This window comes from Amycolatopsis sp. NPDC049253 (assembly GCF_040678995.1).
Lineage (GTDB): Bacteria > Actinomycetota > Actinomycetes > Mycobacteriales > Pseudonocardiaceae > Amycolatopsis.
The window spans coordinates 114,481-141,046 of sequence record NZ_JBFAQX010000014.1 but is presented as its reverse complement, the minus strand read 5'-3'; the positions used below and the strand labels follow the sequence as shown (position 1 = coordinate 141,046).

Annotated in this window: 27 protein-coding genes and 1 pseudogene; 19 read left to right on the top strand and 9 right to left on the bottom strand. The window is 71.6% G+C overall.

Features of this window, described 5'->3' with window-relative positions; genetic code table 11:
- Window positions 1–42: 42 nt before the first annotated feature.
- Both AB0K15_RS28675 and AB0K15_RS28670 read right to left on the bottom strand, forming a co-directional pair.
- Complete coding sequence (locus tag AB0K15_RS28675) at window positions 43–324, bottom strand: hypothetical protein (RefSeq protein WP_364056968.1); 282 nt, start codon at window positions 322–324, stop codon at window positions 43–45.
- A gap of 82 nt (window positions 325–406) precedes the next feature.
- Complete coding sequence (locus AB0K15_RS28670; protein WP_364057137.1) at window positions 407–901, bottom strand: Lrp/AsnC family transcriptional regulator; 495 nt, start codon at window positions 899–901, stop codon at window positions 407–409.
- A 111-nt stretch (window positions 902–1,012) separates the two neighbouring features.
- Here AB0K15_RS28670 and AB0K15_RS28665 point away from each other — a divergent pair, with 111 nt between their 5' ends.
- The gene (locus tag AB0K15_RS28665; protein WP_364056965.1) at window positions 1,013–2,065 is read left to right on the top strand and encodes a Glu/Leu/Phe/Val dehydrogenase dimerization domain-containing protein; all 1,053 of its coding nucleotides are present in this window, start codon (window positions 1,013–1,015) and stop codon (window positions 2,063–2,065) included.
- A gap of 22 nt (window positions 2,066–2,087) precedes the next feature.
- The gene (locus tag AB0K15_RS28660; RefSeq protein ID WP_364056962.1) at window positions 2,088–4,883 is read left to right on the top strand and encodes an FAD-binding and (Fe-S)-binding domain-containing protein; all 2,796 of its coding nucleotides are present in this window, start codon (window positions 2,088–2,090) and stop codon (window positions 4,881–4,883) included.
- 8 nt (window positions 4,884–4,891) lie between these two features.
- Here AB0K15_RS28660 and AB0K15_RS28655 read toward each other — a convergent pair whose 3' ends face one another.
- Complete coding sequence (locus tag AB0K15_RS28655; protein ID WP_364056959.1) at window positions 4,892–5,461, bottom strand: TetR family transcriptional regulator; 570 nt, start codon at window positions 5,459–5,461, stop codon at window positions 4,892–4,894.
- 200 nt (window positions 5,462–5,661) lie between these two features.
- Between AB0K15_RS28655 and AB0K15_RS28650 the strand changes: the two are divergent.
- From AB0K15_RS28650 to AB0K15_RS28630, 5 genes and pseudogenes are all read left to right on the top strand, one after another.
- Window positions 5,662–6,663 (top strand): annotated as a pseudogene (locus AB0K15_RS28650) (hypothetical protein); the annotation flags it as partial.
- A gap of 189 nt (window positions 6,664–6,852) precedes the next feature.
- On the top strand, window positions 6,853–7,569 hold the full coding sequence (locus AB0K15_RS28645; protein ID WP_364057134.1) for a toxin glutamine deamidase domain-containing protein: 717 nt from the start codon (window positions 6,853–6,855) through the stop codon (window positions 7,567–7,569).
- A gap of 18 nt (window positions 7,570–7,587) precedes the next feature.
- Window positions 7,588–8,022 carry a YrhB domain-containing protein gene (locus AB0K15_RS28640; RefSeq protein WP_364056956.1) on the top strand — a complete coding sequence of 145 codons (435 nt, stop codon included), beginning with the start codon at window positions 7,588–7,590 and terminating at the stop codon, window positions 8,020–8,022.
- A 164-nt stretch (window positions 8,023–8,186) separates the two neighbouring features.
- Window positions 8,187–9,377, top strand: a complete 1,191-nt coding sequence (locus AB0K15_RS28635) for a cytochrome P450 (protein WP_364056953.1) — start codon at window positions 8,187–8,189, stop codon at window positions 9,375–9,377.
- A 2-nt stretch (window positions 9,378–9,379) separates the two neighbouring features.
- Entirely contained in the window at window positions 9,380–9,595 is a 216-nt protein-coding gene (locus AB0K15_RS28630) for a ferredoxin (RefSeq protein ID WP_364056950.1), read from the top strand.
- 53 nt (window positions 9,596–9,648) lie between these two features.
- On the opposite strand, the gene AB0K15_RS28625 is transcribed toward AB0K15_RS28630, so the two are convergent.
- On the bottom strand, window positions 9,649–10,368 hold the full coding sequence (locus tag AB0K15_RS28625; RefSeq protein ID WP_364056947.1) for a hypothetical protein: 720 nt from the start codon (window positions 10,366–10,368) through the stop codon (window positions 9,649–9,651).
- On the opposite strand from AB0K15_RS28625, the gene AB0K15_RS28620 reads away from it, so the two are divergent.
- The 8 genes from AB0K15_RS28620 to AB0K15_RS28585 are packed head-to-tail and all read left to right on the top strand — an operon-like array spanning window position 10,367 to window position 18,229.
- Window positions 10,367–11,686 carry an MSMEG_0569 family flavin-dependent oxidoreductase gene (locus tag AB0K15_RS28620; RefSeq protein ID WP_364056944.1) on the top strand — a complete coding sequence of 440 codons (1,320 nt, stop codon included), beginning with the start codon at window positions 10,367–10,369 and terminating at the stop codon, window positions 11,684–11,686. The genes AB0K15_RS28625 and AB0K15_RS28620 overlap by 2 nt on opposite strands.
- Entirely contained in the window at window positions 11,686–12,522 is an 837-nt protein-coding gene (locus AB0K15_RS28615) for an amidohydrolase family protein (protein WP_364056941.1), read from the top strand. Before AB0K15_RS28620 ends, AB0K15_RS28615 begins: the two co-directional genes overlap by 1 nt.
- Window positions 12,523–12,525: 3 nt before the next feature.
- A complete protein-coding gene (locus tag AB0K15_RS28610) occupies window positions 12,526–13,038 on the top strand; it encodes an MSMEG_0572/Sll0783 family nitrogen starvation response protein (protein WP_220243137.1) in 513 nt (170 codons plus the stop codon).
- Between the two features lie 9 nt (window positions 13,039–13,047).
- A complete protein-coding gene (locus AB0K15_RS28605) occupies window positions 13,048–14,124 on the top strand; it encodes an MSMEG_0568 family radical SAM protein (RefSeq protein WP_364056937.1) in 1,077 nt (358 codons plus the stop codon).
- Between the two features lies 1 nt (window position 14,125).
- Window positions 14,126–15,499 (top strand): MSMEG_0567/sll0787 family protein, encoded by a 1,374-nt coding sequence (locus AB0K15_RS28600; protein ID WP_364056934.1) that lies wholly within the window; start codon window positions 14,126–14,128, stop codon window positions 15,497–15,499.
- 13 nt (window positions 15,500–15,512) lie between these two features.
- Entirely contained in the window at window positions 15,513–16,340 is an 828-nt protein-coding gene (locus AB0K15_RS28595) for a carbon-nitrogen hydrolase family protein (RefSeq protein ID WP_364056931.1), read from the top strand.
- Entirely contained in the window at window positions 16,341–17,171 is an 831-nt protein-coding gene (locus tag AB0K15_RS28590; RefSeq protein WP_364056928.1) for a carbon-nitrogen hydrolase family protein, read from the top strand.
- A gap of 2 nt (window positions 17,172–17,173) precedes the next feature.
- On the top strand, window positions 17,174–18,229 hold the full coding sequence (locus AB0K15_RS28585; protein WP_364056926.1) for an MSMEG_0565 family glycosyltransferase: 1,056 nt from the start codon (window positions 17,174–17,176) through the stop codon (window positions 18,227–18,229).
- A 32-nt stretch (window positions 18,230–18,261) separates the two neighbouring features.
- On the opposite strand, the gene mtnA is transcribed toward AB0K15_RS28585, so the two are convergent.
- Window positions 18,262–19,248 carry an S-methyl-5-thioribose-1-phosphate isomerase gene (gene mtnA, locus AB0K15_RS28580; protein ID WP_364056923.1) on the bottom strand — a complete coding sequence of 329 codons (987 nt, stop codon included), beginning with the start codon at window positions 19,246–19,248 and terminating at the stop codon, window positions 18,262–18,264.
- A 64-nt stretch (window positions 19,249–19,312) separates the two neighbouring features.
- Between mtnA and AB0K15_RS28575 the strand changes: the two genes are divergently transcribed.
- Window positions 19,313–19,711, top strand: coding sequence for a RidA family protein (locus AB0K15_RS28575; RefSeq protein ID WP_364056920.1), 399 nt, complete (start codon window positions 19,313–19,315; stop codon window positions 19,709–19,711).
- Here the strand turns inward: AB0K15_RS28575 and AB0K15_RS28570 are convergent.
- Together AB0K15_RS28570 and AB0K15_RS28565 are read right to left on the bottom strand one after the other, a co-directional pair.
- A complete protein-coding gene (locus tag AB0K15_RS28570) occupies window positions 19,706–20,500 on the bottom strand; it encodes a PIG-L family deacetylase (RefSeq protein WP_364056917.1) in 795 nt (264 codons plus the stop codon). The two genes, AB0K15_RS28575 and AB0K15_RS28570, sit on opposite strands and share 6 nt — an antisense overlap.
- A 407-nt stretch (window positions 20,501–20,907) precedes the next feature.
- Window positions 20,908–21,786, bottom strand: a complete 879-nt coding sequence (locus tag AB0K15_RS28565) for an RNA polymerase sigma-70 factor (RefSeq protein WP_364056914.1) — start codon at window positions 21,784–21,786, stop codon at window positions 20,908–20,910.
- Between the two features lie 133 nt (window positions 21,787–21,919).
- Here AB0K15_RS28565 and AB0K15_RS28560 point away from each other — a divergent pair, with 133 nt between their 5' ends.
- Window positions 21,920–22,402: a carboxymuconolactone decarboxylase family protein gene (locus AB0K15_RS28560; RefSeq protein WP_364056911.1), complete on the top strand. Its 483-nt coding sequence runs from the start codon at window positions 21,920–21,922 to the stop codon at window positions 22,400–22,402.
- Window positions 22,403–22,487: 85 nt separating this feature from the next.
- On the opposite strand, the gene AB0K15_RS28555 is transcribed toward AB0K15_RS28560, so the two are convergent.
- Window positions 22,488–23,078: a hypothetical protein gene (locus AB0K15_RS28555; RefSeq protein ID WP_364056908.1), complete on the bottom strand. Its 591-nt coding sequence runs from the start codon at window positions 23,076–23,078 to the stop codon at window positions 22,488–22,490.
- 174 nt (window positions 23,079–23,252) lie between these two features.
- Window positions 23,253–23,873: a glyoxalase gene (locus tag AB0K15_RS28550; RefSeq protein ID WP_364056905.1), complete on the bottom strand. Its 621-nt coding sequence runs from the start codon at window positions 23,871–23,873 to the stop codon at window positions 23,253–23,255.
- Between the two features lie 171 nt (window positions 23,874–24,044).
- On the opposite strand from AB0K15_RS28550, the gene AB0K15_RS28545 reads away from it, so the two are divergent.
- Window positions 24,045–24,740 carry a DUF6313 family protein gene (locus tag AB0K15_RS28545; RefSeq protein ID WP_364056902.1) on the top strand — a complete coding sequence of 232 codons (696 nt, stop codon included), beginning with the start codon at window positions 24,045–24,047 and terminating at the stop codon, window positions 24,738–24,740.
- Complete coding sequence (locus AB0K15_RS28540) at window positions 24,727–26,538, top strand: substrate-binding domain-containing protein (RefSeq protein WP_364056899.1); 1,812 nt, start codon at window positions 24,727–24,729, stop codon at window positions 26,536–26,538. Before AB0K15_RS28545 ends, AB0K15_RS28540 begins: the two co-directional genes overlap by 14 nt.
- The last annotated feature ends 28 nt before the right edge of the window (window positions 26,539–26,566 follow it).

Here is a 26,566-nt window from a genome sequence, read left to right as displayed (position 1 = left end):
GCGGAACCGCCGTGGGGCGCCGGGAATCGGTGCGCGACCGGCTCAGGCGGCCGTGACCGCCCCGGACGGAGCGGCTTCGTTCAGCGCCACCATCCCGGCCGCGGTCAGCACGGCCAGCACCAGCTCGCCGCACGGACCTTCGCCCGCGGCCTCGATGAACCCGCGCCGCACGAGCCGGCGGGTGGTGGCCTGGTCGCAGCAGCTCAACCCGTCGACGAACAGGTCTGGCTCGCAGCTGCAGCTGATCTCGGCCCGCCCCGACGCGACGGCTCTCAGGGTGGCCCGCTCGCGGTGGTTCAGCTCACTCGGCTGTTCATCCGGCATCGCGGTGCCTCCTTCCTTCGCTGCTCCAGTAGAACCCGGACCACCGACAGTTTCCGTCGGAGCAGGCCCGATGTCGTGCATTTCACGTGTTCTCTGGGGTGATGTCGAGATTTTCCGGGGTCCCCGGCAGTTGCTCCACAGTGGCCTTGCGCAGGTGCCGGTAGATGATCGACGACCGGAACCCGATCACTTCCTTGCGCAGCGCCAACCGGTCGGTGAGGAAGGCGTGCAGCTCGTCGATGTCGCGCACCGCCACGTGGATCAGGAAATCGTCGCTGCCCGCCGCGACGAACACCGAGAGCACTTCGGGCAGCCGCATCATCGAGCGCTGGAACGAGTCGATCACCGCGCGGCTGAGCGGGCGGACCTGTGCCGAGACCATCGCCTGCACGCCGCGCCCGAGGCTCGGCAGGTCGACGTCGGCGTGGTAGCCGCGGATGACTCCGCGCCGGCGCAGCAGCCGCGTGCGCTCCAGACAGGTCGACGGCGCGATCCCGACTCGGCGGGCGATGTCCCGGTTGGTCCGGCGGGCGTCCTCCTGCAGATGCCGCACGATCGCCGAATCAAGTTCGTCCAACACGTTTCCAGCCTCCTCGGCTGCCGAATTTCGTTCGCCGGACCGTCCGGATCGGCGCTCGTCAGCTTACGTTCGGCGCTGATCAGTGACCTTCCTCCGAAAGGAAACGCGATGACCGAACGGCTGCCTTGGGACCACGAACGCCTCGCCGTCCGGCGTGGTCGCCGCTCCGGAGTGACCACGATGGTCGCGATCCACTCCACGGTGCTCGGCCCGGCCGTCGGCGGCTGCCGGCTGCGGCAGTACCCGAGCCTCGACGAGGCCGAGCGGGATGTCCTGCGGCTCTCCGCCGCGATGTCGGCCAAATGCGCGGTGGCGGGTCTGGCGTTCGGCGGCGCCAAGAGCGTGATCGCGCTGGAGCCGGGACAGCGCCTGAGCTCCGAGGAGCGCCACGCGGTGCTGCTCGACCACGCCGAGCTGATCGAGTCGCTCGGCGGTGCCTACCTGGCCGGTCCCGACGTGGGTACCGGCCCCGAGGACATGCTGGTCCTGCGCGAGGAGACCCCGCACGTGTTCTGCCTGCCCGAGTCCGCCGGCGGCATCGGCTCGTCGAGCGGCCCGACCGCCGAGGGCGTGCTTGCCGCGCTGCGGGCCGCCGTGACGGTGGTGTTCGGTACCGCGGACCTCACCCGCCGCCGCGTTGTCGTGGCGGGCTTCGGTTCCGTCGGCAGGTTCGTCGCCCTGGGGCTGGCGGAAGCCGGCGCGGACGTGGTCGTGTCGGATGTGGATCCGCGCGCCCCCGAGGACGCCCGGTGGCTCGGCTACGGCTGGGTCGAGCCGGCGGCGGCCCTGGCCCACCCTTCCGACGTCGTGGTGCCCGCCGCCGTCGGCGGGGTCCTCGCCGCGGACACCCGGCTCGCCGCGCCGCTCGTCGTCGGCCCGGCCAACAACCAGCTCGTGTCCGACGCCGCCGCCGACGCGCTCGCGGCCCGCGGGGTGACCTGGGTGCCCGACTACGTGGCGAGTGCCGGCGGTGTCGTGTACACGGTGGCGCGTGAGGTCGAGGGGCTGGACCACGCCGCGGCGGCCGCGCGCGTGGCGGGGATCGGCGACGTGGTCTCGCGCCTGTTGTCCGATTCCGCCGAGTACGGCACCACTCCGCTCGCCGAGGCGGCCGCGCTGACCCGGCGCCGGATTTCAGGGGTGCGTCCGACCGCAGGCTGAGGCGTTGTCTTGAATGGAGGGCGTGCGAATCCTCAGCGACACCGCCACGCTGGCGCTCTACACCACCGACGCGTCGAACTACCGCCACGTGCCGCTAGGCGTGGTGCTGCCGGAGACGGTGGACGACGTGGTCGCCGCCGTCGCGGCGGCGCGCGAGCGCGGGGTGCCGCTGGTGCCGCGCGGCGGAGGCACCAGCGTGGCGGGGAACTCGTGCGGGCCGGGGATCGTGGTCGACACGTCACGGCACGTGCGCGGGGTCGAGTGGGTCGATCCCGGAACGCGGCTCGCGCGGGTGGCGCCCGGCACGGTGCTCGACGACCTGCAGGCGGTCGCCGCGCCGCACGGGCTGCGGTTCGGGCCGGACCCGTCCACGCACAGCCGCTGCACGATCGGCGGCATGATCGGCAACAACGCCTGCGGTTCGCACTCCGTGGCGTGGGGCCGGACCGTCGACGTCGTGCGGGAGCTCGACGTGCTGCTCTACGACGGCACCCGCCTCACGGTCGGGCCGACGTCACCGTCCGAAGTGGACGCGCGGGCGGCGCGCCCGGGCACCGAGGGGCGGGTGTTCACGGAGCTGCGTTCGCTGGTGCGGGACAACCTCGCTTTGCTGCGCACGGAACTGTCGAGTTTTTCGCGGCGGGTCTCCGGCTACGGGCTGGAGCACCTGCTGCCGGAGAACGGGTTCGACGTCGCCAAAGCACTCGTCGGCAGCGAGGGCACGTGCGTGACGGTACTGGGCGCGACCGTCGCGCTCGCCGAGCTGCCGGAGCACCGCGTACTGGCCGTGCTGGGTTTCCCGTCCGACATCGACGCGGCCGACGCCGTGCCGGGGATCCTGCCGTGGTCGCCGCTGACCGTCGAGGGCGTCGACGCGGAACTCGTCGCGATGCTGGAACCCGGCCGGGCGCAAGGACTTCCGCCCGGCGGGGCGTGGCTGTTCGTGGAGCTGGCGGGGTCTTCGCCGGCCGAAGCCGCTTCGCGGGCGCGGGAGCTGGCGGCGTCGCTGGGTGGCGCGCTCACGGGTTCGGCGGTGCTCGACGATCCCGTGGCCCAGCGCCGGTTGTGGCGGATCCGCGAGGAGGGCGCGGGCCTGGCCACGCGCCTGGCCGACGGCGCCGAAGCCTGGCCCGGCTGGGAGGACGCCGCGGTGCCGCCCGAGCAGCTCGGCTCGTACTTGCGCGGTTTCAAGGAGCTGATGCGCGAGCACGGCCGCCGCAGCGTGGTCTACGGCCACTACGGCGAGGGCTGTCTGCACCTGCGGCTCGACTTCGACCTGCTGTCGACGCCGGGGAAGGCGCAGTTCCGGAAGTTCCTGGAGCAGGCCGCGGATCTCGTCGCCGCGCACGGCGGTTCGCTGTCGGGGGAGCACGGCGACGGGCAGGCGCGGTCGGAGCTGCTGGGCCGCATGTACAGCCCGGAGATGATGGCGTTGTTCGCGCGGTTCAAAGGGATCTTCGACCCGGACGGCCGGATGAACCCCGGCATCATCGTCGACCCGCGGCCGGTGGACGCCGACCTGCGCGTGCGCCGCGCGCCGCTGGCACTCGAAGACGTGACGGTGCTCGGCTACCCCGAGGACCGCGGCAGCTTCGGCCAGGCGATGCGCCGCTGCGTCGGCGTCGGGAAGTGCCGCAACACCAGCGGTGGCGGCGTGATGTGCCCGAGTTACCGCGCGACGCGCGAAGAACGGCATTCCACGCGCGGGCGCGCACACCTGCTGGCCGAGATGGTGAACGGCGAGGTGATCAAGGACGGCTGGGCGTCGGAGGAGGTCGCCGAGGCGCTCGACCTGTGCCTGTCGTGCAAGGGCTGCCTGTCCGACTGCCCGGTGGACGTCGACATGGCCACCTACAAGGCCGAGTTCCTGCACCAGCACTACCGCGGCCGGCGGCGCCCGGCGTCGCACTATTCGATGGGCTGGCTGCCGATGTGGCTGCGCGCGGTGTCGCTCGCGCCGCGCGTGGCCAACTTCTTCTCCCGCCGCCGCTGGGCCGCGATGCCGTTGAAGAAGCTCGGCGGTATCGCTGCGGAACGCGAGCTGCCCTCGTTCGCCACGGTGCCGTTCACCCGGGCCCGTCGCGACCTGCGCCGGTGGGCGACGGGCGAGCGGCGCGTCGTGCTCTGGCCGGACTCGTTCAACAACTACCTCACGCCGGACGTGCTCGAAGCCGCGACCGAGGTGCTCACCGCGGCCGGATACGACGTGGTGCTGCCCGACCGCGGGGTCTGCTGTGGACTGACGTGGGTGTCGACGGGCCAGCTCGACGTGGCGAAACGCGTGCTGCAGCGGACGTTGACGGTGCTGCGGCCGTATCTCGAAGCCGGGTACGAGGTGGCGGGCCTGGAGCCGAGCTGCACGGCGCTGTTCCGGGGTGACCTGGCGGCGTTGCTGCCGGGCGATCCCGTCGGCGAGCTGCTGGCCTCGCGGACGCGGACGTTCGCCGAGCTGCTGGCCGATGCGCCGAAGCCGCTGGAGGTGTCGCTCGACGTCGAGACGATCACGCAGGTCCACTGCCACCAGCACGCCGTGCTCGGCTTCGCCGCCGACGAAGCGGCCATGGCGGCGGCGGGCGTGCGCAACACGACGCTGGACTCCGGGTGTTGCGGGCTGGCCGGCAACTTCGGGTTCGAGAAGGGGCACTACGAGGTGTCGAAGGCGGTGGCGGAGGACCGCTTGCTGCCGGCCGTGCGGGAGGCCGCGGAGTCCACTGTGGTCTTGTCCGACGGGTTCAGCTGCCGGACGCAGATCGCGCAGGAGTCGGGCCGGCAGGCGGTGCACCTGGCGGAGCTGCTGCGGCGGGCGTTGCGTTCCTGACGCCGGGCCTACTCGCTCCGCTCCAGCAACGTCCGCACCGCCGGCCCCGTCAGCCGGGCCACGTCTTCCGGCGAGGCGCTGGCCAGGGGGTCCTTGCGGGTGACCGCGCGGACGAGGCCGATGCCGAGCAGCCAGGCCAGCGCGAGGTCGGCGCGGAGGGCGGCGTCGGGCTCGTCGGTGAGGGAGGCGAGCGCACGGGCGTACTCCTCGCCGAGCTGATCGCGCAGGGCGGCGCCGGCGCCGTCGGTGCCGGTGGAGCGCAGGTAGGTCTCCAGAGAACGGTCGCGGCGTTCGGAGTCGTCCTTGAGGAGGCTGCGGAGGGCTTCGGCGAACAGGTGCTCGGGCGGGGTCGCCTCCAGCTGGGCGAAGCCGCCGCGGGTCATGACGGCCTCGAAGAGGGCGTCCTTGCTGCCGAAATAGCGGAACAGCAGTGCTTGGTTCGCGCCCGCGCGGCCGGCGATGTCGCGCACCGTGGTGCGGTCGAAGCCGCGCTCGGCGAAGAGTTGTTCGGCGGCGTCGAGCAGCGCCGCTTTCGTCGCCGCGGCGTCCCGTTTCCGGGCGTGCGATTCTGCGGTCATGGCGCCTCCCGTTCGCGCACGAGGTTAACCGGAGTGCACGCGGTGAGGACGCATCGGCGCAGCGTCACCCAGGCCGGCGGGGTCAATCGTGCACTCGTTCGGGTGGGTTTGTGCGCGGTGACACATCAGGGTGGTGAACCACCGGCGCCCACGCGGCCGTGATGGGATGAGATCGAGTTCAGGGCACGAGGAGACACCGCATGAGCAATCCGCTGATCGCGCCGACTGTGGATTCGACCAAGGCGTATTCGGGGATTTCCCTGCTGGAGACCGCGAACGATCTCTCGACGGCCATCGAGTCGGGCGACTGGGCGTCGGTCGCGATGGGGGCGGTGGGGACCGCGCTCGACGCGTTGTCGGTGGCGATGGACCCGTTCGGCGCGATCCTCGCCGCGGGTGTGTCGTGGCTCATGGAGCACGTCGGCCCGCTCAAGGACGCGCTCAACGGCCTCACCGGCAACGCCGACCAGATCAAGGCGCAGTCCGAGACCTGGGCGAACGTCGCCCAGGAGCTCGGCAGCGTCGCCTCGGACCTGACCGACGCCGTGAACGCCGACCTGCAGTCGTGGTCGGGCTCCGCGTCGGACGCCTACCGGCAGCGCGCGCAGGACATCGGCACGCTGCTGCAGTCCGCGCAGAAGGGCACCGAGGGCGCCTCGTCCGGGGTCAAGACCGCGGGTGAAGTGGTCGCGGCCGTCCGGACGCTCGTGCGCGACATCATCTCCGAGCTCGTCGGGCACCTGATCAGCTGGGCGTTGCAGGTGGTGTTCACGCTCGGCATCGGCCTCGCGTGGGTGGTCCCGCAGGTCGTGAGCGCCGTCGCGAAAACGGCGTCGCAGATCACGGGCCTCGTCACGAAGCTGGTCAAAGCGCTCAAGGCCCTGGTCCCGCTGCTGAAGAAGGCCGGGACGCTGTTCGAAGACGCGGGCAAGGCGCTGAAAGGACTCAAGGGCGGCAAGGTCGCCCCGCCGCCGAAGACCAAGGACCTCAGCGGCACCCCGACGGCCCCGCCGGTCAAGACCGCCGGTGACGGTGGCGGCGCTCCCCAGGGTGGCGGTTACGAGGGCACGCCGAAGGACTACACGCCACCCCCGGGCAAGCCGGGTGCGGACGACACGACCAAGGCGTCCGGCTACGAAGGCTCGCCGAAGGACTACACCCCACCACCCGCGGCGAAGGCGGGCGACGACACGCCGAGTGGCTCGGGCTACACCGGCTCGGGCTCGGACTTCACGCCCCCGCCGTCGAAGTCGGGCGGAGGCGGCGGCACGGCCAAGTCGAGCGCGGGCGGCGGCACCCCGAAGCCGAGCGACACCACCCACACCTCCGGCACCGGCGGCGGTACGCCGAAATCCCCGCCGCCCCGCAGCCCCGACCCGGTCGACTCCCCGGTGCACGGCCTCGGCGACACGACCAGCTCGTTCTTCAACAAGGTCGGTGGCGTGTTCGTCCCCGGCAACAAGGTCAAGGCCGCGGCCGGCCCGGGTGGCACGACGAAGCCGTCGATCAACGCAGACACCCTCGGCGCGGGCAATTTCGCCAGCAAGTACTACCCGAACCTCAACAAGCTGAACCCGACCAAGGACGGGAAGAACTGCACGCTGGCCATCACGTCCGTCGACGAGATGCTCGGCGGCAAGGTCAAACCCGCGCCGAAGCTGCCCGAAGACCAGCAGATCGGCACGGCGGTCGGGCCGAACCACCCGTTGCGGCAGAAGAACCCGAACGCCGGGCGCCCGGATGACCTGGACACCTGGGACCAGGTCATCGACAAGGCGAGCGAGCACCCCGGCAGCAAGGGCTACGTCATCGTCCACCGCGACGACCGCAGCTCCCACGTGATGAACGTGATCAACACGGACAAGGGTGTCGTTTTCCTCGACGGGCAGTCGGGCAAGCTCGGCAAGCTGGACACCGACCCGCGCAACCTGCAGTACTTCCGCTACGACCCGCCGGTGCACGGCGCGCAGGGCCCGCCGCCCGGGTGGACGCCCCCGCCGGCCGCGGCGACGCCACCCGCGCCGAACCCGGTGCCCCCGGCCGCGGGCAGCAACGTCGACGACGTCTACCAGGACTGGCTGCGGGCAGACCAGCACTTCAACGGCTGATTCGGACAGGCGGAGCACATGCAGAAACAAGACGCCGTGGCGATCGCGACGCGGTTCATCGCCGACCAGGTCGGCCCGGAGCTGATCCACCCCGTGGTCGGGCGGCTCGTCGTGGAAGAGGAGTTCGTGTCGGAGCACGAGCTGGCGTGGATCGTGCCGTTCAACAGCGTCGCTTTCCTCGAGGACGGGGACTTCGACAAGGCGTGCATCCCGAGCGTCATCGCCGTGCCGCGCAACGGGTTGCCGGCGTTCCTCCCGCCGTCCTCGCTGCCCGTGCGGGAGTTCCTCGACGAGGTCGTCGCCGGCGGCGGTGACCTGGGGGAGTGGACCGGCACCGCGCCCGAGCCGCCGGCCATCCCGCCGGGCGTGCACGAACAGGTGCTGCACGGGCACCTCGACCCCGAGACGGGGAACTTCACCGGCGGCCACACCCGCGGGGACGGCCCGCGGTAACTCGCCACGCACTTCCGACGGGCTCGAGCGCGCCCGCCGGTGGTCACGGAAAGTATTGTTGATCTTCCGCTGTGCAATGGCTGACAAGTCGGAGCCAACTCTGTACGGTGCTTGTAAGCAGGTGCTTACAAACCGGACTTTCCGTCAGATTGGGAGTTCCCCGCATGACCACCACGCAGTCGGAGCCGCTTGCGTACCCGTTCAACGAAGAGGCGGGGCTCGCGCTCAACGCGGCGTATGCCGCCGCCCGCGACGCGGAGGGCATGATCCGCGTGCAGATGCCGCACGGTGAGCCGGCCTGGCTCGCCACGCGGTTCGCCGACGCGCGGTTCGTGCTGGGCGACCGGCGGTTCTCGCGCGCGATGTCGGAACAGAAGGACGAGCCGCGGATGGCCGCGCACCGGCGTTCGGGCGGCATCCTCACCATGGACCCGCCGGACCACACGCGGCTGCGCACGCTCGTCGCGAAGGCGTTCACCGTCCGGCGCGTGGAGCTGCTGCGGCCGCGCGTCGAGGAGCTGGCGACCGGGCTGATCGAGGACATGAAGGCGGCCGGGCAGCCCGCCGACCTGGTCGACCTGTACGCGCTGCCGATCCCCGTCGCGGTGATCTGCGAGCTGCTCGGCGTGCCGACCGAGGACCGCCCGAAGTTCCGCGTGTGGAGCGACGCCGCGCTGACCACGAGCGGCCTGACCGCCGAGGAGTTCGAGCGCAACCGCGAGGAGCTGCGCGCGTACATGGCGGGCCTGATCGCGCAGCACCGCGACCAGCCGCAGGACGACCTGATGACGGCGCTGATCGAGGCGCGCGACGTGCGCGACCGGCTCACGGAGCTGGAGCTGGTCGACCTGTGCGTCGGGATCCTGATCGCCGGCCACGAGACCACCGCGAGCCAGATCCCCAACTTCGTCTACGCGCTGCTCGACCAGCCGGGTCAGTGGAAGAAGCTCGTCGACGACCCGTCGCTGATCAACGCGGCCGTCGAGGAGCTGCTGCGCTTCGTCCCTCTGGGCGCCGGCGCCGGCTTCGCGCGCTACGCCACCGAAGACGTGCAGGTCGGCGACGTGCTCGTCCGCGAGGGCGAACCGGTCCTCGTCGCGATCGGCGCGGCCAACCGCGACCGCCTCCAGTTCGGCGACGCGGAAACCCTCGTGTTCGACCGCGAGGACACCCACCACCTCGGCTTCGGCCACGGCGTGCACCACTGCCTCGGCGCGCCGCTCGCCCGTCTGGAGCTGCAGGAGGCGCTGAAGGCTCTCACGCGCGAAATGCCGGATCTCCACCTCGCCGGCGATATCGTGTGGAAGACCCAGATGCTGGTCCGCGGACCACGCTCCATGCCGATCGGGTGGTGACGATGACCTGGAAAGTGGAAGTCGACGAACACACGTGCATCGGCTCCGGCATGTGCGCCTCGCTCATGCCCGAGCTCTTCGCCCTGGACGGCCCGGTCGCCCACCCGCTGTCCGACACCGTCGCCCCGGACGAAACGGCCCTCGACGCCGCCGACTCCTGCCCGGCGATGGCCATCACGATCACCGACGGCGCGGAGATTGTGGGGCCGCGGCCTTGAGGTGGTGAAACAGGGCCCTTCCGCTGCGGCGGAGGGGCCCTTTTCGCGTTACTTCACCGGTAGGTGTGCGGCAACGTTCGGGCCAGTGCCGTCTGGACGGCCGGAGTAGCTGAGGCCGGTCCGGCGGACACCGGCGGTCCGAGCGCCACGGCGGCCTCCGGCGGGCGGACGTCCCCATTGCCCTGAACCGTCTCGGCCTGGCGGGGCTTTCCTGCCCGGGCCTTGAACCCGGCACGTACCACCGAGACGACAGCCACGTCGCCATGACCGTCTCCGACGGCCAGGAGTATCCGGTCCAGCGACGCGCACGGGGTTTTGGCCGAGGACTCTCGCACCCGGCCCGACGCGGCGGCCCAGCAGTCGGCCCCACGTCCGAGCTTGCGCTTGAGCTCCTTGAACTTCAGCCGGCTCCACATGTTCGTGGCATCGCCCTCGCGTGCGCTCTCCTGCCCGGACTCGGTTCGGGCCTTCATCGAACGCCCCGGCAGCCGGCCCACGACGTCGCCGGCGGTGTTCCCGCCCGGCGACTCGGCGGCCGCAGCGTCACCGAACACCATCAGGCCGGCGACAGCGACGGCGACGCCCTCGCCGTTGCCCTTGATCGAGATGTGCCTGCCGTTCTTCGTGATCCAGTGGCCTGGGGTTTTCTTACCCTCACCCGAATTCGTGTTAACGCCCAGTCGTGCGAACCGTAACTCTGCGCGGGGCATGTAACACGGCGGTGTTCCGGATGAAACGGTTCGGACTCCGCCCGGCGGTGCACTGTGCGGCATGAACTTCCAGCTCGACGGCCTGCACCGGCCGGTGATCGTGGTCGGCGGCGGACAGGCGGGGCTCTCGATGTCCCACTGCCTGGCGACCGCCGGGGTCGGGCACGTGGTGCTCGAGCGCGAGAGCGCGGGGCACGAGTGGCGCTCACGCCGCTGGGACAGCTTCTGCCTGGTGACGCCCAACTGGCAGTGCCGGCTTCCCGGTTTCCCCTACCCGGGTGATGATCCGGACGGGTTCATGGTGCGCGACGACATCGTCGCCTACCTCGAAGACTACAAGAAATCCTTCGACGTGCCCATCGTCGAAGGGGTCGCGGCCACCCGCCTGACGAAGGTGCCCGGTGGTGGGTTCCGCGTGGCCACCACGCAGGGTGAGCTGACGGCCGACCACGTCGTGGTGGCGACCGGCCCGTACCAGGTGCCGCTGAAGCCGCGGCTGGCCGAGCGGTTGCCGGCGACCACCGTGCAGCTGCACAGTTCCGAGTACCGCAACCCGGAGCAGCTGCCCGACGGCGAGGTGCTCGTGGTGGGCACCGGCCAGTCCGGCTGCCAGATCGCCGAGGACCTGCACCTCGCGGGCCGCCGCGTGCACCTCGCGGTCGGGTCGGCGCCGCGGGTGGCGCGGCGCTACCGGGGCCGCGACGTGGTGGCCTGGCTCGACGACATGGGTTACTACGCCAGGGGAATCGACGAGTTCGCCGACGCCGATGCCGTCCGGTTCCGCGCCAACCACTACGTCACCGGGCGCGACGGCGGCCACGACATCGACCTGCGCGCCTTCGCCCGTGAGGGAATGCAGCTCTACGGACGCCTCACCGACGTCCGCGAAGGCACCCTGAGCTTCGCCCCCGATCTCCGTCGCAACCTCGACGCGGCCGACGCCGTGTCCGAAGGCATCAAGGACTCGATCGACGCCTACCTCACCCGGGCGAACATCGAAGCACCGGCCGAACCCCGCTACACCCCCGTCTGGCAGCCGGACGACGAGCCGCGGACCCTGGACGTCACCAGGATCTCCGCCGTCGTCTGGAGCACCGGCTTCGGCCGGGACCACCGCTGGATCGACGTCCCGGTGTTCGACGGCAAGGGCTACCCGACGCACCGCCGCGGCGTCACGAGCTGCCCGGGACTGTTCTTCCTCGGCCTGCCGTGGCAGCACACCTGGGGCTCCGGCCGCTTCTGCGGCGTCGGCGCCGACGCGGAGTACCTGGCGCGGCGCATCGTCGCGGGCGAGCGCGCGGCCGACGTCCGCTGGATCTCCGGCACGCCCCGCAACACCGCCCCGGCCGACGACTGGGTCGCCCCGAGGACGGTCGCGTGATGCGCTGGATCGCCGACGCCCACCGTCACCTCGGCGTGCTGCCCGCGTATCCCTTCTACGGCGGCGCGCCGGTCGCCCCGGCCATCGGCTCGCGGGCGACGATCGACGAGCTGCTGTCCGATTTGGACCGTGAAGGCACCGAACGTGCCCTCGTGATCCCCAACTACGGCGTGCCCGACCCGGAAATCGCGTTCTCCTTCAACGAGATCTGCGTAGAAGCGTCCGAAAAGGACGATCGAATCGCCGCGGCCCTGTGGGTGTCGCCACGAGCGGAAGACGCCGCGAGAACCGACCAGGCACTCAAGCTGGCCGGCGAGCCCGGCGTCCGCGCTCTCAAGCTCAGCTTCCTCCTCGGGGGCCGCGCGAGCGACCCGGCCTGCAAACCCCAGCTCGACAAGATCTTCGCCACCGCCCGCGAGCACGACCTCGTCGTCCACGTGCACACCTCGCCCGGCGCCGCGTCCGATGTGGACGAAGTCGGCAAGCTCGTCGACGAGTACGCCGACGACGCGAAGCTGCACCTCGTGCACTTCGGCGGCGGGATGAGCGGGCACATCAAGCTCGCCGGCGGCCGCTTCTTCGACTGGATCGCCGCCGGCAAGCAGGTCTACACCGACCTGTCCTGGGCGATCGGCTTCACCCCGCGCTGGCTCGCCGAGGAGATCTCCCGACGGGGGATCGGGCACGACCGCGTGCTCTTCGCCTCCGACCAGCCGTGGGGCGACTACGAAGGCGAGCTCGCGAAGCTGACCGCGGTGGTCGGCGACGGCGAGCTGGCCGACCACGTTTTCCGGAGCACGTTCGAGGTGCTGTACGGACCGAAGAAAGGGAAATGACCGATGGCCGAGCTGACCGACCTCGAGAAGACCAGCCTCGACGAGATTCCGCACCCGTCTCTGCCGCAGGGTTCGAACCTCTACGGCGCCACCAAGATCTTCCCCGACTACCAGGCGGAGAACGGGGAGACGTACTTCACCCTCGTGCACGGCATCGCGCACGAGTCGTCGGTGAGCTTCGTCGCGATCCTGCAGGCGACCCGCGCGCTGCGCAAGGGTTTCGAGACCGCGATCTACTTCTACGGCCCGGGCTCGCTCAACTGCCTGGCCACGCGCGGGTTCCCCACCACCGGCAACGCCGCGTTCCCCGGTGAGCTGAACATCAACGACCAGCTCAAGACGTTCATCGCCGAGGGCGGCAAGGTCTACTGCTGCCGCTTCGGCCTCTCGCTGCACGGCGCTCGCGAGGAAGACCTCATCGAAGGCGTGATCCCGGCGCACCCGCTCGACGTGCAGGACGCGTTGATCCACTACGCGCGCAAGGGCGCGATCATCAACTCCACGTACATGTTCTAGGAGGCGGGCGTGCGCGTTGGCACCACTACCGAGGATATTCTGGACACCCGCGCCGACATGGCCGTCCGCGGGGTGCGGATGGACGCACCCGTGCAGCGCAGCAAAGGCGCCGGGCCGAGTGACGACGGGCACCTGGTCGTCGACGGTGCCAACGCCACGCTGCCCCTGAACGACGAAAGCCCGTACCAAGTCAGGGAAGGCCGCGTCTTCCGCGGCTCGCTGGACCTCGGCCTCACGGTCGAACCAGTGGCTCGCCCGAAGTTCTACGACATGTCCACTGCGGACGGAGTGCCGTACCGCAAGATCGCGCTGCTGCACGGGAAGGACGTGCTCGCGAGCACGGTCGTGCAGACGTGCATCCGCTACGTCGAAGACCAGCGCTGCCGGTTCTGCACCATCGAAGAGTCCTTGCGCGCCGATTCGACGGTCGCGGCCAAGACCGCGGCGCAGCTGGCCGAGGTCGCGGAAGCGGCCGTGCGGCTCGACGGGATCAAGCAGATGGTGCTGACCACCGGCACCACGGCCGGGCCGGACCGCGGAGCGCGCCACCTCGTGCGCTGCGTCCGCGCGGTGCTCGAAGCCGTGCCCGGCCTGCCGATCCAGGTGCAGATCGAGCCGCCCGGCGACCTCGCCGTGCTGACCGAGCTGCACGAGGCCGGAGCGACGTCGATCGGCATCCACGTGGAGTCGCTCGACGAGGACGTGCGCCGCCGGTGGATGCCCGGCAAGTCGAGCGTGCCCATGGCGGAGTACGAGGCGGCCTGGGACGAGGCCGTGCGCGTGTTCGGTCCCAACCGCGTGTCGACCTACCTGCTGATCGGCCTCGGCGAGGATCCGGACGAGCTCGTCGCGGGCGCCGGCCGGCTGATCGACCGGGGCGTGTACCCGTTCGTGGTGCCGATGCGCCCGATGCTCGGCACGCTCGCCCGGCGCGACGGTGCGGTGGCCCCTTCGCCCGCGCTGGTGCGTGACGTGACGCGGCGGGTGGCCGAGCTGCTGCGGGCCGCGGGGATGACCGGGGCCGACCAGGGAGCGGGCTGCGCGGCTTGCGGAGCGTGCAGTGTGCTCAGCGCGGCGGGAGGCTGACGTGGACCACGACATCCTGGCGCTGCTCGGAGATTCCCGCGGCGCCGGTGCCCCGCCCGAGTTCCGGATCGACCCGGCCGACCACAGTGGACTGACGGCCTATCGGGCGCTGCGGCACGAGACGTTCGTGGAGCGCCAGGGCCTGTTCGCGCGCCACGACGTCGACGACCGCGACACCGACCCGCGAACGCTGGTGCTCGTGGCGCGCGACGCCACCGGCACCGTGCTCGGCGGCGTCCGGCTCGGCCCGGCGCACGACGGTCCGGACTTCGGCTGGTGGACCGGTGGCCGGCTGGTCGTCGCTCCGGGCAGCCCGCACGGTGTCGGGCGCGCCCTCGTGCGGGCCGCGTGCGCCCGGGCCGAAACGGAAGGCGCGCTGCGGTTCGAGGCGACCGTGCAGGTGCAGAACGAGCGCATGTTCACGCGCTTGGGCTGGCAGCACGTCCGGCCGGTCACGGTGGCGGGCGTCGAGCACGTCCTGATGCGGTGGCCCATCGGCCGCGTGGCCGCACTGGCGCAGGCCACCAAACGTCCACTGGGGACACTGCTGCCCGGGCTCACCGGCAGCCCCGGCTTCTTCGGCGACGACGGCGTGCCGATCCCGGACAGCGACCTCGTCGCGGCGTGCGACGCGATCGTGCCGTCGATGGTGGAGCGCGACCCGGAGTGGGCCGGCTGGTGCTCGGTGCTGGTGAACGTGAACGACCTGGCGGCGATGGGTGCGGAACCCGTTGCGCTGCTGGATGCGCTGGGTGCCCGGGACGCGTCGTTCGCCGCGAGAGTCCTTTCCGGACTCCGGAAGGCGAGCGCCGCGTACGGCGTGCCGGTCTTGGGCGGCCACACGCAGTTCGGCGTCCCGGCGTCGCTGGCCGTCACCGCGCTGGGCCGCGCTGCCCAGCCGGTGCCGGGCGGCGGTGGGAAACCCGGCCAGGCGGTGTACCTGACCGCCGACCTCGATGGCCGCTGGCGGCCCGGATACACCGGGCGGCAATGGGATTCGACGAGCTCACGGCGCACGCCCGAGCTGCGTGACCTGCTCGGCGCCGTCGCCCGGGCGCGGCCCGCGGCGGCGAAGGACGTGTCGATGGCGGGCCTGGCCGGCACGCTCGGGATGCTCGCCGAGGCGTCGGGCTGCGGTGCGGTGCTGGACGTCGCCAAGGTGCCGCGCCCGGCCGGGACGACGGTGGGCGACTGGTTCACCTGCTTCCCGGGCTTCGCGATGCTCACGGCCGGGGCGCCCGCTCCGGCCCGTGCCGCCGTGACCGCCGGATGCGGCGAGCTTGTGGCGGGATCCGGCGTGCGGCTGCGGTGGCCGGACGGCGAGGTGACCACCGTCGTGGACGGCGGGGTCACGGGGTTGGGGGAGGCAGCATGACCGAGGAGAGAACATGAGCACGATGCGGATAGCCGCGGTGGCGGCGCCCTTCGACCGCGATGTCGAGGGCGACTTCGCGCGGATCGAGAAGCTGATCGCGGAGGCCAGGACCGAGGGTGTCGGGCTGCTCGCGCTGCCCGAGGCGGCGCTCGGCGGGTACCTCGCGAACCTCGACGGTGACGCGGAGGGCCCGCCCGCGCTCGACCCGGAGGGCCCGGAGATCCGCCGCCTGGCCGAGCTGGCGGGCGACCTCGTGGTCACGGCCGGGTACTGCGAGCGCGACGGTGACCGGCGCTACAACTCGGCCGTGTGCGTGACCGGCGACGGCGTGCTGGGGCACCACCGGAAGGTGCACCAGCCGTTGTCGGAGGACGCCAGCTACGGCGCGGGTGACGGGTTCGCCGCGTTCGACACGCCGGTGGGCCGGCTGGGCATGATGATCTGTTACGACAAGGCGTTTCCGGAATCGGCGCGGGCGCTGGCTCTCGACGGCGCGCAGGTGGTGGTGTGCATGTCGGCGTGGCCGGGCAGCCGGACCAACCCGAGCGCGGACCTCGCCGAGGACCGGTGGAAGCGCCGGTTCGACCTGTTCGACCGGGCCCGTGCGCTGGAGAACCAGATCGTGTGGGTCTCGGCCAACCAGTCGGGGACGTTCGGTGACCTGCGGTTCGTGGCGAGTGCGAAGATCGTCGACCCCGGGGGCGAGGTGCTGGCCGACACGGGCGTGGGCGAAGGCCTGGCGATCGCCGAGCTGGATGTCGCCGCCGCGTTGGCGGGCGCGCGCCGCGCGATGGCGCACCTGGCCGACCGCCGGCCCGCCGCGTATGCCGTGGGCGGGTGAATGGGCCGGCTCCGGATCGCCGCGGTGGCCGCCCACTTCGGGCGTGACCTCGAGTTCGACCTGCGGCGCATCGCCACGTTGATCGACCACGCGCGCCAAAGCGGCGCGGACCTGCTGGTGCTGCCCGACGCGGCGCTCGGCGGCTACCTCGCCGACCTGCGCCACCCCGACCCGGACGCGTTGCCACCGGCGCTCGAACCCGGTTGCCCCGAGCTGAAAACGGTGCAGGCGCTGGCCGCCGAGATGACCGTGTGCGTGGGCTACTGCGAGGCCGACGGCGCGCGCCGCTACAACGCGGCCGTGTGCGTGACGGGCGACGGCGTGCTCGGCCACCACCGGAAGGTGCACCAGCCGCCGGGGGAGAGCGTGGCGTACGACGCCGGGGATTCGTTCACCGCGTTCGACACCCCGGTCGGGCGCGTCGGGATGCTGATCGACTACGACAAGACGTTCCCGGAATCGGCGCGCTCGCTCGCGGTGGACGGCGCGGAGATCGTCGCGTGCCTCTCGGCGTGGCCGACGAGCATCACCGACCGGGCGCCGCGGATGGCGCAGGACCGCCAGTCGCGGCTGTTCGACCTGTACGACCAGGCGCGCGCCGCGGAGAACCAGGTGGTACTGGTGTCGTCCAACCAGACCGGTGCGATGGGCGGGATGCGGTTCCTCGGCCAGGCCAAGGTCGTCGGCCCCGGCGGTGAGATCCTCGCGCGCACCTGGTCGAAGGCGGGCCTCGCGGTGGCCGAGGTCGACGTGGCGGGCGAAGTCGCGAACGCCCGCCGCGTGCTGCACCACCTCGGGGAACGCAAACCTTACGCGTACCGGGAGGGCTGACGTTGCGCATCGCGTTGCTGAGCTATTCGACGAAACCCCGCGGCGGCGTGGTGCACACGCTGGCGCTGGCGGAGGCCCTGGCCGTGCTCGGTGCGGACGTGACCGTGTGGACGCTCGGTCGTGGTGGTGACAGCGGCTTCTTCCGGCCGGTGGATCCGCGGGTGACGACGGTGGTGGTGCCGTTCCCCGACGTGCCGGGTGAGTCGGTGGGTTCGCGGATCGTGCGCTCGATCGAGGTCTTGGGCGCGGCGTTTCCCAGCGGCGAGTACGACATCGTGCACGCGCAGGACTGCATCTCGGCCAACGCCGTGGACCGGTGCGTGCGGACGGTGCACCACCTCGACACGTTCACCACACCGGAGCTGGCCGCGTGCCACGAGCGGGCGATCACGCGGCCGTTCGCCCATGTGTGCGTGTCGGCGTCGGTCGCCGAGGAGGTGCGCGCGGGCTGGGGGATCGAGGCCACGGTGATCCCCAACGGTGTCGAGGCTGCGCGGTTTTCTTCGGCACCGTACGGGGATTGGCGGGCGCGGTTCGGCCGGTACGTGCTCGCGGTCGGCGGGATCGAGCCACGCAAGGGTTCTTTGGACCTGCTGGAGGCCGTGGCCTTGCTCGACCCTTCGGTGCGCCTGGTGATCGCGGGCGGCGAGACGCTCTTCGACTACCGCGACTACCGCGAGCGCTGGGACAAGCGGGCGGCCGCGCTGGGCGTGGACCCGGTGGTGCTGGGGCCGGTTGCGCACGACTCGCTGCCGTCGCTGGTGCGTTCGGCGGCTGTTTTTGCGTTCCCTTCGACGAAGGAGGGCTTCGGCCTGGCGGCGATGGAAGCCCTGGCCGCGGGGGTGCCGGTGGTGACGCGTGATCTCCCGGTGCTGCGCGAGGTTTTCGATGGCGTGGCCCGGTTCGCCACCACGCCGCGCGGCTTCGCGGCCGCGATCGAAGCCGCGCTGGATTCCGGGCCGGAAGACCGCGCGGCGGGGGTGGCTCTGGCTGAGCGCCACACCTGGGCGGCAGCCGGGCGGGCACATCTGGAGTTGTACCGGTCGCTCGTCGGGTAGCCGGGCCGGGCGGCGTTTCGCGACAGCCGGGTCTACGACGTCGGCTGAGGGAGGCGGACCCCGTTTTCCGTCACCACCGCCGTGACGAGCCCGGCCGGGGTCACGTCGAAGGCCGGGTTGAAGACCTCGGCGCCCTCGGGAGCGATGCGGACGCCGCCGAACTCCGTGAGCTCCGAAGGCCGGCGCTCTTCGATTTCGATGTCCGCGCCCGTGGCGATCGAGGAGTCCACAGTGGATTCCGGGGCGACGACCACGAACGGCACCCCGTGGTGGGCGGCGGCGATCGCGAGGCCGTAGGTGCCGATCTTGTTGGCGACGTCGCCGTTGGCGGCGATGCGGTCGGCGCCCACGAGGACGCAGTCGACGAGGCCGCGGGACATCGCGAGGGCGGCGGCACCGTCGGGCTGGACGCGGTAGGGGACGCCGGCCTGGGCGAGCTCCCACGCGGTGAGGCGGGAGCCCTGCAGCAGGGGGCGGGTCTCGTCGACCAGGACGGACTCGACGAGGCCCCGCTCGTGCAGGTGCCAGACGACGCCGAGCGCGGTGCCCCACGCGACGGTGGCGAGGTGGCCAGCGTTGCAGTGGCTGAGCAGCCGTAGCGGGCGGCGGGTGGTCTCGCGCAGCACGACTTCCGCCGCGTGGCCCGACGCGGTGCGGTTGAGGTGTTCGTCCTCGTCGAGCACGGCCAGGGCCTCGGCGAGCACGGCTTCGGGGCCGTCGCCGAGCTTGCCGAGCGCGCGGGTGACGCCCCAGCGGAGGTTGACGGCCGTCGGGCGGGCGGTGGCGAGGCGTTCGGCTTCGGCCCGCACCGTGTCCGCCGAGCCACCCGCGAACGCCGCCAGTGCGACACCGAGCGCGCCCGCGGCGCCCAGGGCCGGAGCGCCCCGCACGGCGAGCCGCCGGATCGCGTCGACGAGCTCGTCGACCGTCCGCAGCTCCAGCGTGCGGTACACGCCGGGCAGCGCGACCTGGTCGATGATCACGACGGCGCCGTCGGCCCAGCTCACAGTCCTGCGCATCTGCCCTCCCGAGCCCCGAAAACCACTGGCCGGCCGCGCGGCGGGTGCGCCACCATGCAGCCCCGTGACCATTCAACGGCAGAACCCGCCCGCCCTGCACGCGACGTCCGGCTACCACCACGTGACCACCGTCTCCGGCCGCACGAGCGCGTACCTCGCCGGCCAGTGCCCGCTCGGGCTCGACGGCCTCGTCGTCGCCGGTGACGTGCTCGCGCAGGTGGACCAGGTCGTCGCCAACACCGCCACCGCGCTCGCGGCCGCCGGCGCCACCGCCGACGACGTGGTCCGCACGGTGATCTACGTGGCCACGGCCGACCGCGCCGTGCTCTCCGCCGTCTGGAACCGGTTCACCGGCTCGGCGATCGGGCCGGCGTTCAGCACCGCGAGCACGTTGCTGGGCGTGACGTGCCTGGGCTATCCGGGCCAGCTGGTGGAGCTGGACGTCACCGCCGCGGTGTCATAGGCCCGCCATCAGGTCCGTCTCGGTGATGCCCGGACCGTGCCCGGCGCGGATGAACCACTCGATGCCGAATGCGTGCCCGAACGCCTCGTCGGGCATCGCGAGGAACCACGACTCCTCGCTGATCTGGCTCGGGTGCGCCCGCATCGCGGCGCGCTTCGCGGCGAGGAACGGCTTGACGTCGACCGCCGCCGTGATCTCCGCCTCGGGCTTGCCGAGCTTCTCCTGCGCGTCGACGTCCGGCACCGCCTCCCGCGGCATCGCGCCCATCTCCACGGCCAGCCCCAGCCCGCGGCGCATGTGGTCGCGGTTCGAGGTCGCCTGGTACACGCGCGGCGTGCCCGCCAGCTCCGCCGCCCGCATGCCGACGCGGTGGACCTGGATGTGGTCGGGGTGGCCGTAGTTGCCGTAGTCGTCGTAGACCGTGAGCACCTCGGCGTCCTCCTCGCGCAGGATCACGGCGAGCCGCTGCGCCGCCTCCTCGACCGACGCCCGCCAGAACGCGCCCGGCTCGTCGTTGGTCGCCTCGCCCATCATCCCGGAGTCGCGGTAACCCAGGAACTCCACGCGCTTGACGCCGAGGACCTCGGCCGCCGCATGGGTCTCGCGTACGCGGCGCTCCCAGAGCTCTTCGCCGTCGTCGAGGAACCCGTCGGGCACCTCGCCCACCTCGCCCCGCGTCGCGACCACCAGCACCACGCGGTGCCCGTCGTCGGCGGCCTTGCGCATCACGCCACCGGTCACGATGCACTCGTCGTCGGGGTGGGCGTGGAACGTCACCATTGTTGCCATGTCATCGAACTTACCCGCGGAGACCGACAAAACCGAAGGTTCGCTCACGGCCCGACTTCGCCGGCGTACGGAAGCCAGCGGTAGCCGGGGGAGAACTCGCCGAACTCCGCCGGGGCGCCTTCCCTCCGCCGAGGTCATCGCCGACCACGAGCCCGGGGAACCTCCGCAGGTCCTCGCCTCGCAGCTCCGCGAACGTCCGGAACAGGTCGGTCTCCGCTCCGGCGAGCGCGAAGCGGGCAGACGGGCGGGGCGGTCCGGAGCCGCTCGGAGAACGCCTGCCCCGCGGCGGTCATGGCTCCGCGTCGGCCAGTCGGCGAAGTGGCGCGCGAGCGCCCGGGCGCCGTCCTCGTGGGGGCCGCATTCGGCGTTCAGGGCGTAGACCCAGGCCATGGTTCACGATCCCCGGCTCATCGTTGCAGGCTTCGCTCCTTGTCCATGTGCGACAGCTTCTCCGGGTTCCGCACCGCGTAGATGCCCGTGACGAGCCCGTCGTCGATGCGCAGGGCCAGGACGGTGTCGAGGGCGCCGTCGAAGTGGACGGTGAGGGCGGGGTAGCCGTTGACCTGCGCGGGCAGGCGGGTGGCCGTGGCGAGGCGGCCCAGACCGGCGCCCAGGATGCGCGCGACGCGTTCGGCGCCGACGACGGGCTTGAGCACGGCCTGCTTGACGCCGCCGCCGTCGCCGAGGAAGACGACGTCCGGGGAGAGGATGTCGAGCAGGTGCTGCAGGTCGCCGGTTTCGATGGCGTGCTGGAAGGCGGCGAGGGCGTCGCGGGTGGCGGTGCGCGAGACGGGGCCGCGCGGCCGGCGGGCGGCCACGTGCTCCCGCGCGCGGTGGGCGATCTGCCGCACGGCGGCGCCGCTCTTGCCGACGGCGTCCGCGATCTCGCCGTAGCCCAGGTCGAACACCTCGCGCAGCACGAACACCGCGCGTTCGGTCGGCGTGAGCGTCTCCAGCACGAGCAGCATGGCCATCGACACGCTTTCGGCGAGCTCCACGTCCTCGGCGACGTCCGGCGCGGTCAGCAACGGCTCCGGCAGCCACGGCCCGACGTAGGACTCCTTGCGGCGCCCGAGGGTCCGCATCCGGCCCAGGGCCTGGCGCGTGGTGATGCGCACGAGGTACGCGCGGTGGTTGCGCACCTCGTCGAGATCGACGTCCACCCAGCGCAGCCACGTCTCCTGCAGCACGTCCTCCGAGTCGGCGGCCGAGCCGAGCATCTCGTAGGCGATGGTGAACAGCAGGTTGCGGTGCGTGAGGAACAGCTCCGTGCTGCGGTCGGCCATGCGCTTCCCCCTTCGGTTTCGCCAGTGTCCCCCACCAGACGCCGCCCAGGTGTTTTTCGTGACATGTCACAGCGGCGGGGTCGCCGGCATCTGGTGGGCATCAGTTCGCGAAACGACGAGTGAGGACGACTCCATGACCCGCATGAACCCGATGGACACCGAGATCGGCGGCAAGTTCGCCAAGCGCTTCGCCGGTGTCAGCACACTGCTCGACCGCTCGCCGCTGCCCCGCGAGATCCAGGAGCTGGTCAAGATCCGCGCCAGCCAGATCAACGGCTGCGGGTTCTGCCTCGACATGCACACCAAGGACGCGGTCGCGGCCGGCGAAACCCCCGTGCGCCTCGCCCTCGTCGCGGCCTGGCGCGAAACCACGGTCTACACCGACGCCGAACGCGCGGCCCTCGCGCTCACCGAGGAGGCCACCCGCCTCGCCGACTCCACCGGCGTCTCGGACGACACGTGGGCCCACGCCCGCAAGCACTTCGACGACGAGCAGCTCGCCGCGCTGGTGTGCCTCGTCGGGTTGATCAACGCGGCCAACCGCATGAACGTCATCGTGGGGATGCCGGGCGGCTCGTACAAGGCGGGGATGTTCGCGGAGTTCGCGGAGCAGTGACCGCGGTGCCCGGCTCGGGTTCCAGCCCCGGGCCGGGCGGGTCGTTGTCGCGGTGTGGCAACGATTTCAGCACTTCGCCTACGTGCTACTCCGCGGCCGGCCCCAGCCGCGGGTGGGTGAGCGCGTCGAGGAGCGTGGTGAGCCGGATTCGCAGCGCCAGTTCCGGTTGCCCGGTGATGGTCACGATGACGTGGTCGGCTTCGTCGGTCTCGAGCCGCGCCGTCAGGGGGGCCTTGCCGACCAGCGGGTAGTCGACTGCGCCCTCTTGGTCGAGGGCCGTGGTGATCGCCAGCCAGTCGGAGTCGTCGAACTCGTAGCCGACGTAGCCGCTGGTCAGCTCGAGGAACGACCGCAGACGTCCAGGTACGAGCCGGCCGGACGCGAGGTCAACCGTGGTCCGCGCGGGTGGCGAGGGGAAGTACGCCGGGCGAATTCCGTGCTCGGCCATCGCTGTCTCGTACGCGCCCAGGATTCCTTCGAGGTCCTCGGCCAGATCTTGGGCGTGGTCGTGCGCTTCGGGTGCCCCCACCGCTTCGGCGGCCAGCTCGCGGAGTTCGTCCACGAGGATGGAGAACGAGTCGCCCGCGATGTGGATTCCGGGAAACGAACGGCCGGGCAACCGGAGGACCACGTAGTTGCCCTGGCGCGAAAGCAGCTCGACCTCGAGGGGTGTCATCCGGCCATTGTGGTCAGTCGGCGAGTTCGCCGTCCATCGATTTCCCCGCCAGGGCAACGATCTGCGGCTCGACGTCAGGTGCTTCGTGCGCCGTGCAACCTTCGTCGGCACCTTCTCGTCCAGGGTCCTTCGCAGACTCCGGCCGCGTCATCGCGTACAACCGGTAACGGCACATCACCGCACCTCGGCCGACGCGGTGGTTTCCCACGCGAAACCGTCCGGGTCCGTGAAAGCTTCCTTCCCGCCGACCACCGCGATCCGGTGCGAACCCGTCCCGGCGGGGGCCACGCCGGCGTCCTTCGCCAGCGCGCGGCGACGGTACAGCGCCAGCTTCACCGGGCCCGTCTCGAACTCCACGTACATGCGCCCGAAGCTCTTCCCCACGTTCAACCCCCGCGAGGCGTAGAACTTCTTGCTCGCCACCACGTCGTCGACGCCGAGCAGCAAGACGATGGCGTCGAACTCCCGCGTGGCCGGGCCGGTGTCCTTCTTGGCGGACGTCGCGACCTTCCAGATCGTGCCGTCGGGTGCCTGGACGACGCCGCCGTAGCCCCACAGGGATTTCGCGGGGGCCTTGAGCGTCGTGGCGCCGGCCGCGAGAGCGGACGAGATGAGCGCGTCGACGTTGGCGGGCTGGGAAACCGTCAGTGAGAGCGTGAAGCCGCGGAAGCCGTCGGACGGTTCTTGCGACGCCCGCACCCGCAGGCGGGAGCCGAGTCCGAAGGCGTCGGCGTAGAAGCGTTCGGCGGCGGTGGGATCGGTCACTTCGAGGGTGACGGTGTCGATTGAGGTCATGCCCGGAACGGTAGGCGCGCACCCGTTACCAGTGCTTCTCCATTCCTGCTCGGTATTGCCGGGTGGCAGCCTCCTGCCGCGTTCCTTTGCCTGACCACCGCCGTCCGGTAGGTTTTCGGCCATGGGTGGCGGAGGGGGCCCTCGCTCGGTTCGAGCGTGGCCGCGCGGCACATGACCAGGCAGATCACCGAAACGAGCACCGTCGACCCACCGCCGCCGCGCGAGTCGCTGCGGGCGTTGCTGCGGCGTCGCCGCCGGGGTGTCGGCCGGTTCAGGGGCATCCAGTACTGGCTGCGCGTGCGGGGCTACTACTTCCTGGCCGCGTTCGCGGGGCTGTTCGTGGTCAACGCCGTGGTCATCGGGGGCCGGGTCGCCTACGACGTGACCGTGCAGATCGACTCGCCGTGGGACACCTCGAGCCCCGCGCTCGCCCTGCCGCTGTCGCTCGCCGGCTGGCTCGTGGTGACCGGCTTCGCGGGCGCCGTCGCGGGTTACGTCGTGACCGAAGTGACGGACAACCGCACCATCGGGCGCATGCGCGGCCGGGGGAACGCGCGCCGCATCGCGCTCATCCCGCTGCTCGACCGCCTGCAGTACCGCCGGCACGGGTTCGAGGTGCCGCACTACTTCGGCATCCGGTTCGCCTTGCGCCACGACGGGGACTGGGCTCGCGCGCAGGACCACTGGGAGATCATCGTCGAGAAGTTCCTGAACGCCGCCGAGTCCGATCGCACGCACGGGCCGCGTCAGGCGATGTGGCAGGCCGTGCTGGAGGCCTCCTACGTCCTGGACGGGATGTCCGGGAAGTGCCCGGTGTGCCTGGAACAAGCGGCGAAGGGGGAGGGGAGAACCAATGCCCGCCGGTGACCCGCAGCCGCCGCAGACCGTCGACGAGATCGCCAGGAGCCTGTACCAGACGGCGTACCCGGAGAAGGCCGGCGATCCCGAGTGGGTCGAGGAGCAGGTGTCGGTGGCCGTCGAGCGGATCAGCCGCGCCGAGCAGGCCGACCCCTCGACGTCGCCGGGTGCCCGCCCGCTGACCGACGCGGTGATCAACCGCGCCGCACCGAAACCGCGCCGGGGGCCGCGAGTCGCCGCCGCGGTGGTGCTGGCCGTGGTGGTGCTCGTGGCCCTCGTGCTCGGGATCACGGAGCGGCAGTGGGTTGCCGAGACCGCGCTCAGCGGCGACGGCATCCTCGGGCTTTCCCTCGCGGCGGTGGTGGCCGCGCTGGCCACGAGCGTCAGCTACGTGCGGGCGCGCCGGCGCCAGATCCTGTCGTGCCGGGTGCGGATCGACGCGCCGTTCGGCGTCGACATCGGCGAATCCGTGCGCCTGGAAGGCGAACACGCGGCCGTGACCGACCCGGGGGTGGTCGTCGTGCGGGTGAAGAACACCGGCGGCTCGACGATCACGGCGGCCGACTACGTGTCCCCGCTCGCCCTGCACTTCCCCGGCCGGCACGTGATTTCCGTCGACGCCACCGAGTTCGAGCCCGCCGAGCTGCAGCGGGTGATCGACAAGCTGCCCGGGTTCACGATCGAGGAAGACCGGGTGCAGCTGCCGAAGGTCCTGCTCGAACGGGAAGCCTCGTACAAGCTCGTGATCGTGCTCTCCGGGACGAGGCCGGGCGAGAAGCACCAGATCGCGGTCGAAGGCGTCCTGCGCGACGGCCGGATCACCACCCGCGAAGGCAAGGAAAAGGTCGGCCCGGGCACGCTCGCGTGGGGCGGGCTGACGGCGATCTGCGCCGGTGCGCTCGCGGTGGTGTTGCTGCTCAACAACGTCGCGCCGTTCACCAAGCTGCCGCGGGGCGTGGCGTGCGAGGCGGGCTCGCTGAGCGTGGAGGGGTCCAGCGCGTTCGGCCGCGCCGCGACGGAGCTGGCCGGCTCGTACGAGGCGTACTGCCCGGGGGCGGCCGTGAAGGTCGGCACGCCGGGCAGCGTGGAAGGCCTGCAGCGGCTGCACGACGGCACCATCGATCTCGCCCTGTCCGACGGCAAGTTCGACGAGCCCGACTTCGCGCGGTTCGTGCCGCAGAAGCTCGCGATCGTCCCGTTCACGTTGGTGGCGAGCAAAAACGTGCCCGTCGACAACCTGTCCGTCGCGGACGTGCGCAAGATCTTCACCGGCGGCGCCCGCGTCTGGAGCGACATCACCGGCAACCCGCGCGACACGGGCGTTATCCGCGTCGCGGACCGCTCCACCTCGTCCGGCACGCGCCGCACGCTGGAGAAATACCTCCTCGGCACGCCGTCCGCCCCGGTCGGCCAGGCCCCGGCCACGTCCGACTCCTGCCGCGACCTCCGCCCCGGCACCGCGCCCTCATCGCCGATCATCTGCGAACAAGGCTCGACCGGCGACCTCATCGACCGCATCGCCACCCTGGGCGACGCCATCGGCTACGCGGACGTCTCCGACGTCGCCCAGTCGAGCGCCGTGAAGCAGATCAGCCTGGCCGGCCGCGCCGCCACCCTCGACGACATCCGCGGCGGCTACCCGTTCTGGACGGTGGAGTACGTGTTCAGCCGGGGCCCACTGGAGTCGGGCTCACTGGCGGCGGCGTTCCGCGACTACCTGCTGACGCCCGAGGCCCGGAACGCGATGGCGGGGTTCCAGTACTACGCGTGTGCGGGCGGGGAACAGGATCTGTGCAGCCGGCGGTGATGCGGGGTTTCCGCGCTAGTCCGCCCAC

Excerpts from the sequence above, each read along its gene's own strand:
- AB0K15_RS28570 (WP_364056917.1), bottom strand. The coding sequence starts at position 20,500 with ATGGCAACAATGGTGACGTTCCACGCCCACCCCGACGACGAGTGCATC.
- AB0K15_RS28615 (WP_364056941.1), top strand. The coding sequence starts at position 11,686 with ATGCGCTGGATCGCCGACGCCCACCGTCACCTCGGCGTGCTGCCCGCG.
- AB0K15_RS28665 (WP_364056965.1), top strand. The coding sequence starts at position 1,013 with ATGACCGAACGGCTGCCTTGGGACCACGAACGCCTCGCCGTCCGGCGT.
- AB0K15_RS28625 (WP_364056947.1), bottom strand. The coding sequence starts at position 10,368 with ATGCCGCACAGTGCACCGCCGGGCGGAGTCCGAACCGTTTCATCCGGA.
- AB0K15_RS28610 (WP_220243137.1), top strand. The coding sequence starts at position 12,526 with ATGGCCGAGCTGACCGACCTCGAGAAGACCAGCCTCGACGAGATTCCG.
- AB0K15_RS28630 (WP_364056950.1), top strand. The coding sequence starts at position 9,380 with ATGACCTGGAAAGTGGAAGTCGACGAACACACGTGCATCGGCTCCGGC.
- AB0K15_RS28560 (WP_364056911.1), top strand. The coding sequence starts at position 21,920 with ATGACCCGCATGAACCCGATGGACACCGAGATCGGCGGCAAGTTCGCC.
- AB0K15_RS28595 (WP_364056931.1), top strand. The coding sequence starts at position 15,513 with ATGAGCACGATGCGGATAGCCGCGGTGGCGGCGCCCTTCGACCGCGAT.
- AB0K15_RS28555 (WP_364056908.1), bottom strand. The coding sequence starts at position 23,078 with ATGACACCCCTCGAGGTCGAGCTGCTTTCGCGCCAGGGCAACTACGTG.
- AB0K15_RS28655 (WP_364056959.1), bottom strand. The coding sequence starts at position 5,461 with ATGACCGCAGAATCGCACGCCCGGAAACGGGACGCCGCGGCGACGAAA.
- mtnA (WP_364056923.1), bottom strand. The coding sequence starts at position 19,248 with ATGCGCAGGACTGTGAGCTGGGCCGACGGCGCCGTCGTGATCATCGAC.
- AB0K15_RS28590 (WP_364056928.1), top strand. The coding sequence starts at position 16,341 with ATGGGCCGGCTCCGGATCGCCGCGGTGGCCGCCCACTTCGGGCGTGAC.
- AB0K15_RS28675 (WP_364056968.1), bottom strand. The coding sequence starts at position 324 with ATGCCGGATGAACAGCCGAGTGAGCTGAACCACCGCGAGCGGGCCACC.
- AB0K15_RS28635 (WP_364056953.1), top strand. The coding sequence starts at position 8,187 with ATGACCACCACGCAGTCGGAGCCGCTTGCGTACCCGTTCAACGAAGAG.
- AB0K15_RS28550 (WP_364056905.1), bottom strand. The coding sequence starts at position 23,873 with ATGACCTCAATCGACACCGTCACCCTCGAAGTGACCGATCCCACCGCC.
- AB0K15_RS28540 (WP_364056899.1), top strand. The coding sequence starts at position 24,727 with ATGCCCGCCGGTGACCCGCAGCCGCCGCAGACCGTCGACGAGATCGCC.
- AB0K15_RS28545 (WP_364056902.1), top strand. The coding sequence starts at position 24,045 with ATGACCAGGCAGATCACCGAAACGAGCACCGTCGACCCACCGCCGCCG.
- AB0K15_RS28565 (WP_364056914.1), bottom strand. The coding sequence starts at position 21,786 with ATGGCCGACCGCAGCACGGAGCTGTTCCTCACGCACCGCAACCTGCTG.
- AB0K15_RS28620 (WP_364056944.1), top strand. The coding sequence starts at position 10,367 with ATGAACTTCCAGCTCGACGGCCTGCACCGGCCGGTGATCGTGGTCGGC.
- AB0K15_RS28640 (WP_364056956.1), top strand. The coding sequence starts at position 7,588 with ATGCAGAAACAAGACGCCGTGGCGATCGCGACGCGGTTCATCGCCGAC.